Below are 15,204 nucleotides of genomic sequence, written 5' to 3'. Positions count from 1 at the left end.
CGAACTTACGCGCCAACTCCCAGCGCCTTCGCCGCCGCATCCGGTGTCACCCCCGCGACCCTGATCCGCTTGTTCGGCGAAGTATCCCCCTTCACGATCTGCACCGCCTTCTCGCCGACGCCCAGCGTCTTCGCGATCAGCTTCACCACTGCCCCGTTCGCCTTCCCCTTCTCCGGCGGCGCGGCCACCTGCACCTTCAGCGCAGAACCCAATAGCCCGACGACTCGGCTGCGCGACGCGCCCGGCACAACCTTCAATTCGATCTCCACCCCGCCCTTGACAGCCCGAATGCACTCTGGCGAGCTCATTGCACCTTGCCCTCATCGCCCGCTCAGCCCGTATTAAACGATCCGGTCTGCGCCATCTCAAGTTCAGCCCCCAACGGGGGCGACAGCTCGTAGCCGCGGGCGCGAGCCCGTAGACGACGACGAACGCATTCAATCGAGCCCCGAACGGGCGGCAGAGCCTTCCACCACCGCGCGCTCCGAACCCCATCGACACGCCGTCGTCACGATGGCCCCCAACTTGAGATTCCCCCGCGCCCCACTACAATCCCAGTGCGATCCTAATTGATCGCTATCCCGGGGGCGAATTGGCTTCGACCGGGCAAGTTGAGGAGATGTGTGGCGTGCCGAGGTTGTCAGGCGGCCTCGTTAAACACCTGGCGAAAATTTTACGTGCCAACCCTCAGTTGAGCATGGCAGCCTAAAACGGCTACCCGTCAATCCGCCAACGCCTGCTAGGCGGGGCGACGGTAATCAGCAGGCTGGCCGGTTCGTGCTGCTCGGCCGCTAACCGGCGAGACACAGTCGAGCTGGATGCTTCGGAAGCCTGTCGATTGGCGTCCAGGGCATCGACAACAAACAATCGACTACGCACGTAGAGGCCGTTTCCAAAGTGCTTCGGGACGTGGGTTCGATTCCCACCGCCTCCAGTTAGTGGGACGAATTCTTCGTCACACAGCACATTGAAGGGTTTTCTCAGGGATATTTCGAGATTTCTCGAGTTCAAACGCACCGTTTCGCACATGATGCCTAGAATCGTGCGTTTTGATGCATAGTCCGCCGTAAGCCACCGCTCGGTCAGGCTTTGCGAAAGTTCAAACGCCTTGACCGCCAGGTCTGCGATTTCCTTGTCATCCTGATCGGTCGTTTCGAGTTGCAGGCGAATCGCGCTTTGCCGCTCGTGAAGCTCGCGGCGCTTGGTGGCATAATCGTCGGGCGACACTTCGCCATCCATCCGCAGTTCCAGAAGCGCGCTCAGCTTTGCCTCGACCTGATCGCGCTGCCGCTCCAGTTCCTTGCGATGCTCCCGGTTTTGTTCCTGTCCTGCATGGGCGCGGGCGCGAATTACCTGGACGAACCACTGCCGGATTTCGGGGTCGTCGATTCTCAGCTTGCCGAACAGGTCGAGGAACTGCCGATCTATCTGGGCTTCGGTCAGCCGCACTTTGGGATGGCCGGACCGGGCGTAGTGTGAACAGCGGTAATAGGAATAATCACGGATCGTGCCATCCGGCGACTGCTTGAACTTCTTCTCGCCGGTGATGAAGTGACCGCAGTGGCCGCAGGAAATGAGGCTTCCGGTGAAGGTGATTTGCTGCTTGTGCTGGACCTTGTTTCCCAAGCGATTCTGGACCAGCTCGAACGTGTTGCGATCCACGAGGGGCTCGAACTTGCCCGGATACCACTCGCCGTGGAACTTCACTTCGCCGACATAGACCCGGTTCAAGAGGATGCGATGCAGCTTGGATCGCGCGAATCTCGGATATCGATCCGTATAGACGATGCCTTGACGTGCCAGGGCATCTACCAGCATATCCAGCGACATTGGCTTGTAGGCGAAGAGCTCGAAGATACGTTTGATCTTCGGGCCGTTGACCGGATCGTGCTCAATGAGCCCCCGTCCATTCACGCGGACGTGGCGGTAGCCGAAGTGGTTGCCCAGCGGCAGGCCGCTCTCGATACGGCGCTTGTGACCGGCCCGAATGTCCGCCCCCTGCTGATCGGTCTGATAGGAGGCGAAGACCGCCGACATGCGCCGCTGCATGCGACCGGCCGGGGTCTCGCCGGTCGGTTGATCGGGGAAGAAGAGAGGGACGCCGGTACTCTCGACGAGTTCCTCCAAATCCGACCAGTCCCGAATGTTGCGGGCGGCGCGATCTACCTTCACGAAGAGCATTCCGTCGAGTGATCGGGCATGCCGCTTCACGTAGGCAGTGAACTCGCGGAAGGTGCCACGCTCATCCCGCTTGCTCGCCGTCTCGGCGATCTTGAAGAGCTTTTCTATCTCTCCACCCAGACGGGCAGCGAATTCACGAAGTCGGGATTCCTGATCCTCTAAGCTAAAGCCTTCCTTCTTTTGCTTGACCGAACTTACGCGTGCCCAGGCGACGAATTTCTTACTCATGGTTAACCCCCTGCCAATACCGGCAGCAATTCTCCGACACACATGAGAATTGTAACCGCGTCCTCGGGGGTCACAGAGGCCGAATAATGCGGCTGCCAGACGCGAATGGTCTCGCGGATGAGCTCCGGCGTGATCCATGCCGGACTGCCCGGCGGCACCGCCTCATCCAACGCACTGGGGCGAGGATTATCGCCATTGGATGTCGGTGGAGGCATGGATTCACCTGTGGATTCCCGGCAGAAAAGAAGGCGGGCGGGGTGACTATCGCAGTGTCGCCCCGCCCGCACGAACGGACGGCCGTTCACGACCTGGAGAACATGCCCTTCCACTTCTCCACCATCATGGCGGCTTCGGCGGGATGCCTGACGGCATACCACTTGAACAGCAGCACGGTGGTCACCACCTGGAACATCACCCACATCAGGAACTCAATCATGGCAGTCACTCCTTCTCCAGTTGCCTGGAATCTCTCCCGTAATCGTCACGGGCACCGGCTCGACGCAGACAGTCGTCGAGAATGGATCCTTTTTCTTCCTCCGCGTCGCGCGCATCGGCGCGGCGGGCTTCGGCTACCTCGCCCGGAGTTCGCGTTCCCCAGACGCCGTATTGCGTCGGCTGCGCCACGTTGGACTCGTTGAAGAAGGCTCCGCGTAACTCCGCGAGGCCCTGACGCCACATGGCTCCGGCGTGTCCGCTGCCTATCTTGGGTTGAGGCGCTTCAGTGTCTTTTCGCATGGCGCAGTCCTTTCAGTTGGGAAACATCACCAGCGCTCGCCGCGCATGTCGCGAAAACCCTGAGCCACTTCATTTTGATTCATGTAGGCGTCGTACATGTCGAGGGCGCGGATGCGCTCGTAGCCCGCCGTCAATTGGGTTGAGATGAGAAGACCCAGCGCCGCCAGCATCAGATAGCCGCCCAATGGCTCGCTCGTCGGCATGGTGAAGACGCCGACGAAGAAGACGAGCAAGGGTTCGACGGCGCATTTGATGGTGCGCTCGCTGATTCGGCGCGTGATGGCCATCAATCGGGGATAGCCGTTGTAACGGGAGTGTTCCTGCGCCCCGCCCCGGCGCAGTCGGGCCATGATGCCGATCCGAGCCAGGAAGCACATGCCGACGTAGGCCACGAGGAACTGCAACAGCGGCGTCGGGTCATGACCCTCCCAGAAGAGGGAATAGAACGGCACGATCAGCAGAACGACCGCCGCCTGAAGGCCCAGGTAGCGCTCGCCGAAGCGGCGATGGAGAAAGACCTCCACCGAAGTCGCCAGCGCCCCGGCAATGAAGACGACCCAGCTCAGGAAAGTCTTGAACTGCATAGGGCCGGATGAGATTTGATTCTGATCTTGATTCATGTTCATGGGTCAGCTCCTGTTTTTCTTCCAAATCCGTGCGCGGACTCTCCGCGTGGACGGCCCAAGGCCGTCTTTCAAATCACTGCGAACGCTGGACTGACTAAATCCGTTGCTTAAACGTCACCGGCATGTAAATCCGGCCTGTACTCCTGAATGTCTCTCCGCTCTTGATAACGATGGCGTCAGCCTCCCAGCCGTTCTGCGGCCCGCCGGTGCGGAGCAAAGTGAACTCGGAAGGCTCGACGGTGTACGAAAGCTGTTCGCTAAATCCCCCACTGGTTTGGCCACTGCTTCCCAGTCCCAAAGTCGCCATCGGCCAGTCGTCCACCTGATGGCTCATGTTGCCGTTGGCAAAACAACGCAGCGATTTCCCGATGAGTCCCGCCGCCAGATCGTTGGTCCGCTGGCAGGTGTTACAGTGAAAAACAAGCGTGCCGAAGTTTGCAATCAAGCTCTCAGCTTCTGCACGGCCGGTGTCGCCACCGCCCAGGGCCACGTCGAGGTTTGGGATATTCTGAGTGATGAGGACAGAAGCCACCCGCGAACTGCGGCAGGTGGACTGCCACAACGAATCCTCGTTGTGAATAAAATGATGGCCCTCGTCCGCCCAGAGGAAGACCGGGCGCGGGCTCGACTGGATGTTGCGGCGTTCGATGGATTTCTGGAACGAGAGTTTCCAGATCATGTTGGCAAATAAGCCGACCTGCCCGAATTCCTTGACCGGGATGTCCACCAGGATGATCTTGCCGTCTTCGACTGCCTTCGGTGTGATGGTGTTGTCGGTGCAGAAGAGATCGCGCAGAATTCCGCGCTGGAGGCAATCGACCAGTGACGTGAAAGTCGAAACAATGACGCTTCTCGTTTTGTCGCTGAGGCAGGGATATTCAATCAGGAAATAGTCCGCCACCAGGGCGAAGTCGTTGGCCTGCCGTTGTGTTTTCTCTCGCTTGTCCGCCAGCTCCATGCACTGGAAGCAGTAAGACTGCTTCCGCCAATCGAGTGATCGCACCTCTTCGGGCGACCTCGGGGCCGAGATGACGATCTGATAAAGATCTTGAACCGTCACGCGCCCGTGGGCAAGCATGACCAAATCGATGGCGTTGCGAAGAAGCTGCTTGTTGGCGTTCATCCAATAGTGACTGTCCTCGCGTCCGTCGCTTCGTCCGTTGGCACGGCCCGCTGTCTGGAGCAGGGTCGTGAGCAAATGCACGATGTTCTCAGTGTGCCCGGCCCCAGCCCCGGGTCGAGTGGCCTCAAAATCGATCGGGTTGAACCGCCAATTGCAGTTGGCATCTACGATCATGAGGTCTCGTAGCCTTCCGGCTTCGCTGCACAGCCGCACCCAGTTCTCGCGCTCGCTCTTGACGCTCAAGACCAGCCCACCGAACCCCGCCCGCAGCATGGCGTGGGCTAGGTGAGCAGCCGATGAGGTGGATTTTCCGCTGCCGGTCTGGCCGGCGATGAAAACGCCGGACATGGCCCGCATTCGAGAGATGGACTCATACTTCCCCAGTGACAGCAATGGAGCGGTCAGGTTCCATGTATCTACTTTCGGGCGCTTGCGCGACATGCATTTCAGCAATGTTCCCAACATGCCAAACCTTCCAATCTCGGAGAAACTCCGATAGAGTCCCGCGCTTCAGCGGCGGCGAAGCGTCCGGGCCAGCCCAAACACAAGACCCCTGAAAAACTCAAACACGAACAGCTTGATCAGTCTTGAAATCAGCTTCACGATGGCCATCCTTCCTTCACGCGCCAGAGGCCAGCTTGACGGCCTCGGACAAGTCCACGTTTTGGTCGGCCGCCCCACGCAGGCGGTCCAAGAGTCCCGACATCCACTCGATTATGGACGTGAGCGTCAGACCCGGCCCGGCGATGGTCACGACCCGCTTGTCCCCCAGCGCAATCGCGACCCGATTGCGTCCGACCCGGCTGCGCTCGCGCTTCGCCAACGGCCGGCGTCGCGACTTGCGAACCCGCGTCCGCGCCGCCGCGTCGTCACGGGTCAGTGTGCCACTCGCCAATTCGTCAGCCATGCGCGCTTGCGCTTCGGCATTACCCGCCAGGGAGATTTGATAGGCGGCGCTGAGTCCCAGGCCCGGACTACCCACGCGGTCCTGGATGTCTGATGGCAGTGAAAGGATCGCCAATAACTTGGAAATCGTGGAGGGTGACAAACCCAATTTCACCGCTGCCTCCGACGGCGACCAACCCGATTCGAGAATGAGCTTGTCAATCGCCCGCGCTTTTTCAAGCGGCGTCAGCCCTTGCCGCTGACAATTCGTGACCAGTTGCCGGTAAAGGACTTCGCTTTCCGAAAGTTCACGGTCGTCGATAATGACCGGCACCTGGATCAGCCCCGCCATCTTGGCCGCTCGAAGTCGCCGATGCCCCTCGACAACTATGATCTCAGCCCCTTCACGGCGGACCATCAGCGGTTGAAGGACCCCCGTTTCCCGAATAGTCTGGGCCAGCCCAATCAGCGATTCCTGGCTGAATTCATCCCGCACCTGTGGCCGCGACGCGAGCGTATCCACTGGCATGTTTTGAACTACCTTGTCTTCCATTACACTTCTCCAAATGCTGGCGTTTGACCGGAACTAGAGGCCAAGCGGACTTCTCGATGACACAGATGCGTTTCTCGCCAAGGCCGTTATGTCCGTTGCCACCACAATTCCACGGTGCCGCGTATGGCACTGCCGTCTTCTTTATCCAGTGCGCGACCACCCCGCGCGCTCTCATTCTTTGCCGATTTTTTTATTTGAGTCAGGTTCTGGCATGAATCAGGAAGACCACATCCTTCAAGCTACCCAAGGGAATGGCGAAGCGCTGGAGAAGCTCCTGCGTCGCTATCGACCGTGGATGGGCCAAGTCGCACTACATGCGGCATCGCTCCAGTTGCGTCGCTACGCCGATACCGACGAGATCGTCCAGCATGCCTTGACGACGTGTTTCCGCCTCATCAAGGGGCTGGAAGTGAGGCAAAATCCGCAAAAGAAATTCGAAGCATGGCTGGCGACGGTCGTTCACAACGCCGTCCGCCATTTCGGCCGCAAGCGCAAGCTCGCCTTGCTTGACTTGGCCAGTAACGTGATGGACGCAGCACCCCAAAAAGGGCCTACGGCGAGCAAGCTCCAGCGTAGAAAGGAGCGTTACGAACGGTTGAATGCCGCCATCGCCAAGCTGCCCGAAGACACGCAAGCGATGTTCGAATTGCGGCTCAAGGGTATGACCCTGTCGCAAATCGCCACTGCGCTCGGCGTAAAAAGAGCGACGGTCAACTCGCGTATTAGCCGTGCCCTCGAAGTCCTAAGGGAGACGCTCGGTTCCACATCGCTTAACTTTTCGTCGGAGTAGCGGCACACGTCATGGCGGGCCACCAACAAAACGCTGCGATTTCCCAGTTGATAGACGCCTTTCTCGCCGGACCGTCCCAAACATCGGCAGACATCGAAGCCTTCTGTTCGGCCTATCCCGCGATGCCCGAGCTTCACCAGGAGATCGCCAACGCGGTCAAAGTACGCCAAGCCCGCATGCGCGCGAGAATACCCGTCACCCAACAGGCATCAAGCGGCTCGAGCGACACCGAAGGGTTGCCAGACCGACCAAGGTCGTTCGGGAGATACGCTCTTCGCAGTCGCATTGGCGGCGGCGGATTCGGCGAAGTGTATCACGCTACCCGCAACGACTCGCAACGAGCGTTCGCCGTCAAGATTCTCCGTGACGAGCACATCGGTCAGCCGGAAGTGATGAGACGCTTCCGCAAGGAAGCGCAGATCGTCGCCCGGTTGCGACATCCGGGCATCGTACCCGTGCACGAAATCGGCGAAGTAAATGGACGGCCGTTTATCGCCATGAAGCACGTGAGAGGCGTTGACCTTCACCGTTTTACGCGCGCCGAGCCGATTGATCCCAATCTCGCCGCCCGTATCGTTGCGAATGCAGCCGATGCCTGCCACAGCGCCAATGAGGCGGGCGTCATTCACCGCGACATAAAACCGGAAAACATTCTCGTCGAAGAAGGCGGTCGGGTATTGGTTGTGGACTTCGGCTTGGCCAAGCAGCTTGACGCGGGAACGAAACTGACCAAATCCCTCCAACGACTCGGTACGCCGCATTACATGCCGCCCGAACAAGCCGACCCCCGACTCGGACCGATTTCGCCGTCATGCGACGTGTACGGCTTAGGCGCGACGCTTTATTTTCTTCTTACCGGCCGTCCCCCGTTTCCTGTCACCGCAGGCGTAGGCAGTGATGCGACCCTACACCAGATCGCGTGGGACCGTCCCGTTTTCCCTGCCAAACTCAATCCTGCCGTGCCCCAGGCCCTTGAGCGCGTTTGTCTGCAATGTCTTGAAAAATCACCGCTCGACCGCTACGCCACTGTGGCCCATCTCGCCACAGATCTTCGGAGATTCGTTGCCGGAGAGCAGGTTGCCGCGCGGATGCCCGGACGCATCCTCAGGGTTCGACGATGGTGCGCGCGGCGGCCCGTCGCTACCACCGTCTTGGCAATTGCCGCGCTTGCCATGTTCGGCGGATCGGCCGCGTCTATTCACTTCGCCACGCGCGCCCAGTCAGCGGAAATCCGCGAAAAGACAGCTACCAGCGACCGGATTCGGCGAGAGTACATCGCCGACATGCGAGACGCCCAGACGGCGCTGAACAGAGGAGAAACCCCCGTCGCAATCGCGCTACTCGACAAGTATGTCCACATTGGCACTGATGATGACCCTAGGGGATTTGAGTGGTACTACCTGCGCCGCGTTGCAGCCTCGCCATCGCCGTCCAACATTACACGCAAAGGCACGATCTGGAATCGGATCGCGCTCAGCGCGGAAGGCGACAAAATAGCGTGCACCGATCAGGAAGGCCGTTTGACCATTTTCCGCGTGGAGGATGGTACTCAGTTATCCAAGCATGATGATCATCGCATCACGGATTTCGCCTTTTTTCCAGAAGGAAGCCGTGCCATCGCACTTACCGACAATAATCGTCTCATCATCATCGATGCCGCCACCGGGGCGGTCACCCGCCAGTCGCCTACGGGATTCATAACCAGTTGTTTGGCTTTGTCGCCCGATGGGAGCACATGCTTCATTGGCAGTCCCGGAAACGATCTTCAAATCTGGTCGATACCGAGTTTTGATTCGACTGACTTGGCGAGAAACCACAAGCGAGGCATGTTCAACCGCAGCCTGGATGTTCAGAATGGATCCGTGACTGCGGCTACTTTTCACCCTCGCGATTCCAAGATCGCAATTGGCTTTGAGAACGGCGTGACTCAGGTCTGGGATATTCCAAGTGCTGAAATTACGACGCGAGGACCTGTGCATACCGGACCGGTCACCGGCATTTCGTTTGACAACGAAGGATCGCGCCTCGTTAGCCAGAGTTATGGCGTTTACAACATGCCGACCGGTCGCTGGCTTAACGGCCAAGTCTTTGTCTGGAATCCTACAAATGGGAAGACGGACTGCACCATTGAGCCTCATCATCAAATTGTGATGCATGAATCAGTAGATTCGAACCTTTCGTATCTCCAGCTTGGATTCCTGAGATCGTATTTTTCCGCAGATGAGAATGAAATCATCACGACCGGGCCGTTTGCGGTCCAACGCTGGGAGATCCCTCGGGGACATCTGACGGGGCAGTTTGTCGGCAGCGGCTCACGTGTGCACGCCTTGACCATGAGTCAAAACGGGATGTTCATCGCCGCAGTCGACGCCACCGGTAATCTGCGTGTCTGGCCAATAGATGATTCAGGCTCCGCCCGCACGGTATTCTGTGAGAAGGGAGGTATTCGGGCCATGCATGGAAATGGCAACCGTTTGGCAATTCTGTATGAGTTGGGTGTTGACGAGATCATTGGCGTGCACGGGCCGTCATACGGGCGGTCAGATTGGCGCGAGATCGCGCTCTTCGACACTCGGTCTGGCGAGACGGAACGCCTCTTGAAACAGCATTCCCAGACCGACGAATTGAATCTCCTGCCCAACGGTTTTGCATTCGGCACGTCGCCGTTCCGCCTTGCGCCCAATGCCGACTCACTCGATTGGGAAAAAATCCTGCGATCTATCCCTAAGCACTCCGCACTGGCAGTGAATCCAAACGGCGAATTGATTGCGATTGGCTACGAAAATGGCGATCTGGAAATCTGGGACGCCACCCGCATAGCAAAGGCTCACTCCCTTCCTCATCACCAAGGCGAAATGACCTCACTGGCTTTCTCGACTGACGGACGATGGCTGGCAACCGGCGGAATGGATCGCCGCATCAACGTATTCGATTGCCAACAATGGGAGTCGATAGCCACACTTCAGGGTCATCGCCGTGAAATCGGCGGACTTGCGTTTTCGCCAAACGGCCTCCGCTTGGCAAGCGGCAGCGGTTTGCTGCGGATCGAAAGTACGCAGCCTGGAGAGGTACGACTGTGGGATTTCGCTGTTGGGCAACTTTGTTTGGAGCTTTCGGCGGGAAGTACCGACATCTATCCGGGAGTCGCGTGGAGCGGCGACGGTGAGCACCTATTTGCTGCGGCTAACGCGCTTCCAGCCGCTCAATCCACCATCGAACCGGGGAGAGTCGTCGTATGGGAGATCGGCGAATCCAGGACTCCGGCGTCTCCCCCAGAACCGCAAGACGAATCCAATCCTGAATAGAATCCCACACATGGCTGTGCACAGCTGGTGGCACTACTCCCGGAAACGCGACCGACCTTCGCGCCGCGCTGGATCCTCGACAAGCTCTAGTCGCGGAGCCCACCCCAGCGACGATGACTGAAACCTTCGGCCGTCCTCATCGCGGGCTTCGACCCGGAATCGGCTCGCCTCCTCGCGATCACCGCGCCCCGGCATCGCCACAAGAATGCCGGGAAGCCCGGATGGGTCGCAGCGAATCGCCAAACCCAAATGACGCAGTTCATGGTTAATCCAACTTGCCAGCCTGCGCTTTTCGGCGAGCGTGTTCTGCGGCATCGCATCCGCTTCCGCATTGAGCAAGGGTTCAAGACACGCGGCCGTTTCGGCCGCAATCAGCGATTTGACCGCCCGCGCGCGGGCGGTACGGTCATTGAAGTTGTTCGGCCCGGTTTCGATTATCCTTCGGACAATCTTCCGAAGCTCGTCCGCGTCGCTATCGTTTACCCCCGAATTGGCCACGAGATGTCCGTATCATGCGTTCACCAACAGGTAGCACAACCTGCACCAATACAACGTATAAGACGCGCATGAAGTGTTGTCACGTTTTTTCTCCTTGTGACCCCATTCCGTCTCGCCGCAATTACGGATAGTATTTTCGACACTCTTAAGTACTTACCACGGATATACTTGCGATCCGCCCATTGCCTAGCATGAGTGTATAGGCGATATGCACTTCCATGGTTGAGTATTTCTGTATCCTGTGGGACAATCCCGTCGCCTGCACCCCTTCACGGCCAACTTGGAACAATGGGCTTGATTAGGGCCGAAAAAGTTGTTTGCTCGACTCCGAATCAAATGGGCTGAATTGGAGTAATGCTCATGATCTTTGAGATTAGTGGGATAAAAGTCGAAACAGGGGAGCGCATCAAAGCGAAAGTTAAGTCAAATTCACTAGAAGATGCAATTGCCTTATTGATCCGAAAGGGCATTACTCCACGTCCTGGCTCAAACATGAGCGTGAGTGCAGGTACGGAGCCGGATTCAAGACTCATCACAGCGAAGTCAAGACATCCATCAGAAATTAATGCGACTTCAGCTACAGCTTATTCTTCCACTACCTCCCGTACGAAGCATTGCTCTACACCTACCGACGCCCTAGATAATGCCGATCCGTCGAATCCTGCGAAAATCACTCGTCGTCAGTACCAGCTCGCCGCTTCCATCATCTCTATCGCCGTAATCGTTGCGACTCTGGCGATTACGTTTAACTCGTCCCCTGAATCGTCAATTCTTCACACGGCGAACCAAGCGGCGGCAGGAGACCAGCTGGCACTAACTGCTTTAGAATCGGTACCCACGCCACCTCCTATACGACCCATTCCTCCGAACGTCATACGATCGGAGGACGGAAAACTATCACCAGCACCAGGTTTCACTTGGGTCTCCGCGAGTCCGGACAATCTTTCAGTACGCTGGGTTTCGGGAAATCGTCATCCAGCTTATTCCAATATCAGCTCCGGCCAGAAAGAGGGATTTTGGGTAGCTGATGCGGGGTATGCGTTCACATCGAAGGATTCTCTTAGCGTCCAATGGCAACCAGGCGCACGTGATCCCGATCATCCGAATTTAGAGGCGGGCGATTCGCCCGGCAAATGGCATCCCTTGCCGGGCTTTACTTGGATTTATCCGGATGACCCCAAGAGTCTGTCGGTCACCTGGAAGGCAGGCGTTCCGCACCCGACCGCATCATACGTGGTATCAGGGTCAGCCGAAGGTAACTGGCGACCGGCAAGCGGATTCCGCTGGGCCAGTGATATCGCTGGCGACTTGTCGGTTGTTCGCGCCGGACCAAGTAAGGAGCAACTACAGTCCGCATTGAGCATGGTCGTCCTTGCTTTACTCTTTGATGAGGCGGGTAATAGAGCAAATGACGGTTCTCTCGGAGGTGCGTTCGTACACGATCTCATGAAAGGGGGACGAAACGACGCTATCCGGAAGGCTATATCTGACCTGTTTCCCAATGAGAGCCAACTCACAGTTTCTGCCGCTGCAAACATCATTATTTTGGGGGCCGACGGTAGGTTAACCGCTGATGACTGGACATCCGCCACGGCAAGGGACGCGCTAATCGCAAGAATACGCGAAGAAGACCCATCAGTTGCGAATGCGTACCAACTCGCCGAGTTTATTGGAAGTGTATTGGATACATACGAACAAAGGCGGCAGTAGCAGCGTCCGCCCCTTCGCGCTACCGGCCCGGCGTACTCTTGGGCGGGGTCTTGACAACTTGCGTTACGTCTTTGGGTGTCGTAAGCGGAATAAGGATGTCATTGAGATTCACACTCTCGCCTCCGCTGATTCCTTCACGGGTAGCCTGTACTCCGCCCTCTCGTTCGTCCTTTACAAGATTCGCCAGAGAATCCGATACGTCCCGCCGCGGTTGCGGTGAATGGTGTTTATCACGAGTCAACGCCGGATCAAGCTGTTCGGTTACCAGTCCTTGAGGAACCGAATGCTCTGTTGCCTGATACTTATCGCGCGTTAATGAGGAATCGTTTCGCTTGGCCGTAGGAACATCCATTACTTTGTGCTCGATTTGCACTTGCATATTCTTTTCTTGCATCAACGCCGGGTCAATTTGTTCCCGAACCACAATTTCGCTTCCCGCCTCTTGCGGCAACGACAAATGCTTGTCGTATTTTTCGGACGCGACGTTTTCGATTTTATCGTCAGTCATCTTCCGTTCCTCTACTATCCTGATTATATCACAACCGAATCTACCGCGCAATCAGTTCTATGCCTTGACTGCTGCCAGACGAGGCTCTGCCACAGCCAATTGCAGTGTCAATCCGCGATGTGAAGAGTGCCCCTATCACTCAATCGACTCGAATACCCCTGCCTTTTTGCTCGCTGTCAGAGGTTTCGGCCAGTCCACTTCGCACGGCCACGGCACGCGGTGGCGGCAGATGACCTCAATGAGCCGCACTATCGGATGGACTCCGACGTTGAGGTTCAGGCCTCTGGTACGAATCTCGAGTCCGGCCAGATGAAGAGTGACCCCGTCCGACCGCAAAGCCGCAACGTCGACCTGTTTCCAGCGGGTGATTCCCAGACAGCATTGTCTGCCACGCCGAATCAGAGCGAACTAAATGCGAATGCGTCTTCGCCCGATGAGACGGTGTTCGCCACCCGAACCAACACAGAAGCACCCCTCAACTCATTAATGAGTGAAACCTATCGTCTTGTTCTTGGTCTTGGACGTGAGCGCGGCTTTGGTTTGATCGCGGCCACAGCTTTTGCTTTCATGGACGAAACAGGCAGTGAGATTTCGGTCCAGCCCTCATCACTGTAAACGGAAAGACTTGCTGCCTCACCACCGATAGCAAGTGATGTTAAAGGAGAAAGTCCAACATCAAGGCCCGTACCGTCCTTCCAAGTGTGAAGGTACGTTACCGTTCCTTTGTCGATACCCACCCATGCCCAATACCCCGCTTGGAGCTTTGCCGTTTCCTTCAACGTCGCATCGTCAATTCCCAACAGCGGTCCGAGCAGATAATTTGCTGCATCACCCCTGGCTTGACGTAACGCAGCCTCAGCAACTTTCGCCTTATCAACCGCGAGCTCCGTGATGATCAAGCAATGGTGCAGATCCTTTTTCGCGCAATTCCTAACGGTCAACAGCCCGTCATCTGGCTTGACGATCTTAAACGTTGCGCGAATCTCTTTGTCAGGAAATTCGCTACCTTTCCTGCGCTTTCTCGCCGCCTGAATCACGCGACTTCGCACGAGGGATTCGCCGCTAAGCCCCACCACCGACATCCACATCGCTTGGGCGCGATGCATTTGCTCGTTGTAGAGCGAACTGTGCTCGTCAGTCACATCCCGTACAAGATCGGTGGCGTCATTGTCCCTTCCGAATTGGTGGGCAGTAAAATCAACAATCATCCGCCCAACTTCGGCCGCGCGCCGCAGCGATTGCTCGTCCGGGCTTGCCCGCGTGTTCAGCATCTTTTCCCGAAGGCACTCGAGGCCTAGGCGCAATTCTGCAAGAGCCACAATGTCAGCTGCCTCCGACGAGCTTAGAATGCGAAGGGCATTCCGGCAGGGGTACCTCCAGACACTTAATCCCTTTTTGACGAATCCCCCCGAGAGATTTCGGCAAAGAATAGCCCATTCCCCCTTTTCCTTCTCCAAGGCTGAATCCGGCAACTTGTCCGGAACCTTATCCACCCACCGCGCCGACCATGTGCCTGTCCCCTGTGCGCCCATTAACATGTGCCATGAGCCTTCTCTCAACTCATCCTTTGAGGCACTCAAAATCGCCTCATATGACCGGAAACCGACGAATCTCCCATGCCCCTGCAACTCGTATCCTTCCAAGCGAATCGTTCCCGACGATCGCTCGCAAAATCCTGAGAATAACTCCAATGCAGTCTGGCTCGACCCGAAGCGCCACCGGAAGTAACCACGTACCGCATTTCCGTTCTGTCGCGTAAATACAAGTGTCGCGGAACATTTCTTGCCGGACGCGTCTTGGCCGGACAAGGCCCACTTACCCAACAAGGGGGTCGTCGGGCTTTGAGCCTTGGTGCGCTTCGCGCGCACCGCTCTGCCTCCGGGTTCAACGGCCCCCGAATCCGCGCAGATCATGAAGCCAACTGCGCAACTTAAGGCCAAGGCACGGCGCGCCTGTTTCTTGATAATGTTCATTATTCGATTCTCCGACCCCTACGCGGCCCAGTATAACCCCCGTCGCTGTCTTTCACCCGTACTGCCCGGACACAGGCCAAAAAGCCACC

At 57.5% G+C, this 15,204-nt stretch carries 12 protein-coding genes, 1 other RNA gene and 2 pseudogenes; 5 read left to right on the top strand and 10 right to left on the bottom strand.

Translation table 11 applies throughout. The features are described 5' to 3' along the window. Positions 1–5: 5 nt before the first annotated feature. The gene (locus HS101_08130) at positions 6–308 is read right to left on the bottom strand and encodes a YggU family protein (GenBank protein ID MBE7506238.1); all 303 of its coding nucleotides are present in this window, start codon (positions 306–308) and stop codon (positions 6–8) included. 275 nt (positions 309–583) lie between these two features. Between HS101_08130 and ssrA the strand changes: the two genes are divergently transcribed. Both ssrA and HS101_08120 read left to right on the top strand, forming a co-directional pair. After that, positions 584–937: a transfer-messenger RNA gene (gene ssrA, locus HS101_08125) on the top strand. A 152-nt stretch (positions 938–1,089) separates the two neighbouring features. Continuing rightward, on the top strand, positions 1,090–1,479 hold the full coding sequence (locus HS101_08120; GenBank protein MBE7506237.1) for a hypothetical protein: 390 nt from the start codon (positions 1,090–1,092) through the stop codon (positions 1,477–1,479). On the opposite strand, the pseudogene HS101_08115 reads toward HS101_08120, so the two are convergent. From HS101_08115 to HS101_08090, 6 genes and pseudogenes are all read right to left on the bottom strand, one after another. After that, positions 1,408–1,737 (bottom strand): annotated as a pseudogene (locus HS101_08115) (recombinase zinc beta ribbon domain-containing protein). The gene HS101_08120 and the pseudogene HS101_08115 overlap by 72 nt on opposite strands. Before the next feature lie 216 nt (positions 1,738–1,953). Then, positions 1,954–2,547, bottom strand: a pseudogene (locus tag HS101_08110) (recombinase family protein). A gap of 303 nt (positions 2,548–2,850) precedes the next feature. Continuing rightward, a complete protein-coding gene (locus HS101_08105) occupies positions 2,851–3,144 on the bottom strand; it encodes a hypothetical protein (GenBank protein ID MBE7506236.1) in 294 nt (97 codons plus the stop codon). A 26-nt stretch (positions 3,145–3,170) separates the two neighbouring features. Beyond that, complete coding sequence (locus HS101_08100) at positions 3,171–3,770, bottom strand: hypothetical protein (GenBank protein MBE7506235.1); 600 nt, start codon at positions 3,768–3,770, stop codon at positions 3,171–3,173. Positions 3,771–3,864: 94 nt separating this feature from the next. After that, positions 3,865–5,358, bottom strand: coding sequence for a type IV secretory system conjugative DNA transfer family protein (locus HS101_08095; GenBank protein MBE7506234.1), 1,494 nt, complete (start codon positions 5,356–5,358; stop codon positions 3,865–3,867). Positions 5,359–5,512: 154 nt separating this feature from the next. Continuing rightward, positions 5,513–6,331 (bottom strand): ParB/RepB/Spo0J family partition protein, encoded by an 819-nt coding sequence (locus tag HS101_08090; GenBank protein ID MBE7506233.1) that lies wholly within the window; start codon positions 6,329–6,331, stop codon positions 5,513–5,515. A 211-nt stretch (positions 6,332–6,542) separates the two neighbouring features. On the opposite strand from HS101_08090, the gene HS101_08085 reads away from it, so the two are divergent. Continuing rightward, positions 6,543–7,121, top strand: a complete 579-nt coding sequence (locus HS101_08085) for a sigma-70 family RNA polymerase sigma factor (GenBank protein MBE7506232.1) — start codon at positions 6,543–6,545, stop codon at positions 7,119–7,121. An 11-nt stretch (positions 7,122–7,132) separates the two neighbouring features. Then, positions 7,133–10,426, top strand: coding sequence for a protein kinase (locus HS101_08080; protein MBE7506231.1), 3,294 nt, complete (start codon positions 7,133–7,135; stop codon positions 10,424–10,426). A gap of 33 nt (positions 10,427–10,459) precedes the next feature. Here HS101_08080 and HS101_08075 read toward each other — a convergent pair whose 3' ends face one another. Further along, positions 10,460–10,741: a hypothetical protein gene (locus tag HS101_08075; GenBank protein MBE7506230.1), complete on the bottom strand. Its 282-nt coding sequence runs from the start codon at positions 10,739–10,741 to the stop codon at positions 10,460–10,462. 543 nt (positions 10,742–11,284) lie between these two features. Between HS101_08075 and HS101_08070 the strand changes: the two genes are divergently transcribed. Then, a complete protein-coding gene (locus HS101_08070; protein ID MBE7506229.1) occupies positions 11,285–12,634 on the top strand; it encodes a hypothetical protein in 1,350 nt (449 codons plus the stop codon). Positions 12,635–12,653: 19 nt separating this feature from the next. Here HS101_08070 and HS101_08065 read toward each other — a convergent pair whose 3' ends face one another. Beyond that, a complete protein-coding gene (locus HS101_08065) occupies positions 12,654–13,142 on the bottom strand; it encodes a hypothetical protein (protein ID MBE7506228.1) in 489 nt (162 codons plus the stop codon). 497 nt (positions 13,143–13,639) lie between these two features. Further along, positions 13,640–15,115 (bottom strand): hypothetical protein, encoded by a 1,476-nt coding sequence (locus HS101_08060; GenBank protein ID MBE7506227.1) that lies wholly within the window; start codon positions 15,113–15,115, stop codon positions 13,640–13,642. Between the last annotated feature and the right edge of the window lie 89 nt (positions 15,116–15,204).

The sequence above is a fragment of the Planctomycetia bacterium genome (assembly GCA_015075745.1).
Classification (GTDB): domain Bacteria; phylum Planctomycetota; class Phycisphaerae; order UBA1845; family UTPLA1; genus UTPLA1.
The sequence above is the reverse complement of the archived record's forward strand: the minus strand, read 5'-3'. Positions and strand labels throughout refer to the sequence as shown.

Excerpts from the sequence above, each read along its gene's own strand:
- HS101_08130 (MBE7506238.1), bottom strand. The coding sequence starts at position 308 with ATGAGCTCGCCAGAGTGCATTCGGGCTGTCAAGGGCGGGGTGGAGATC.
- HS101_08105 (MBE7506236.1), bottom strand. The coding sequence starts at position 3,144 with ATGCGAAAAGACACTGAAGCGCCTCAACCCAAGATAGGCAGCGGACAC.
- HS101_08100 (MBE7506235.1), bottom strand. The coding sequence starts at position 3,770 with ATGAACATGAATCAAGATCAGAATCAAATCTCATCCGGCCCTATGCAG.
- HS101_08095 (MBE7506234.1), bottom strand. The coding sequence starts at position 5,358 with ATGTTGGGAACATTGCTGAAATGCATGTCGCGCAAGCGCCCGAAAGTA.
- HS101_08090 (MBE7506233.1), bottom strand. The coding sequence starts at position 6,331 with ATGGAAGACAAGGTAGTTCAAAACATGCCAGTGGATACGCTCGCGTCG.
- HS101_08085 (MBE7506232.1), top strand. The coding sequence starts at position 6,543 with ATGAATCAGGAAGACCACATCCTTCAAGCTACCCAAGGGAATGGCGAA.
- HS101_08080 (MBE7506231.1), top strand. The coding sequence starts at position 7,133 with ATGGCGGGCCACCAACAAAACGCTGCGATTTCCCAGTTGATAGACGCC.
- HS101_08075 (MBE7506230.1), bottom strand. The coding sequence starts at position 10,741 with ATGCCGCAGAACACGCTCGCCGAAAAGCGCAGGCTGGCAAGTTGGATT.
- HS101_08070 (MBE7506229.1), top strand. The coding sequence starts at position 11,285 with ATGATCTTTGAGATTAGTGGGATAAAAGTCGAAACAGGGGAGCGCATC.
- HS101_08065 (MBE7506228.1), bottom strand. The coding sequence starts at position 13,142 with ATGACTGACGATAAAATCGAAAACGTCGCGTCCGAAAAATACGACAAG.
- HS101_08060 (MBE7506227.1), bottom strand. The coding sequence starts at position 15,115 with ATGAACATTATCAAGAAACAGGCGCGCCGTGCCTTGGCCTTAAGTTGC.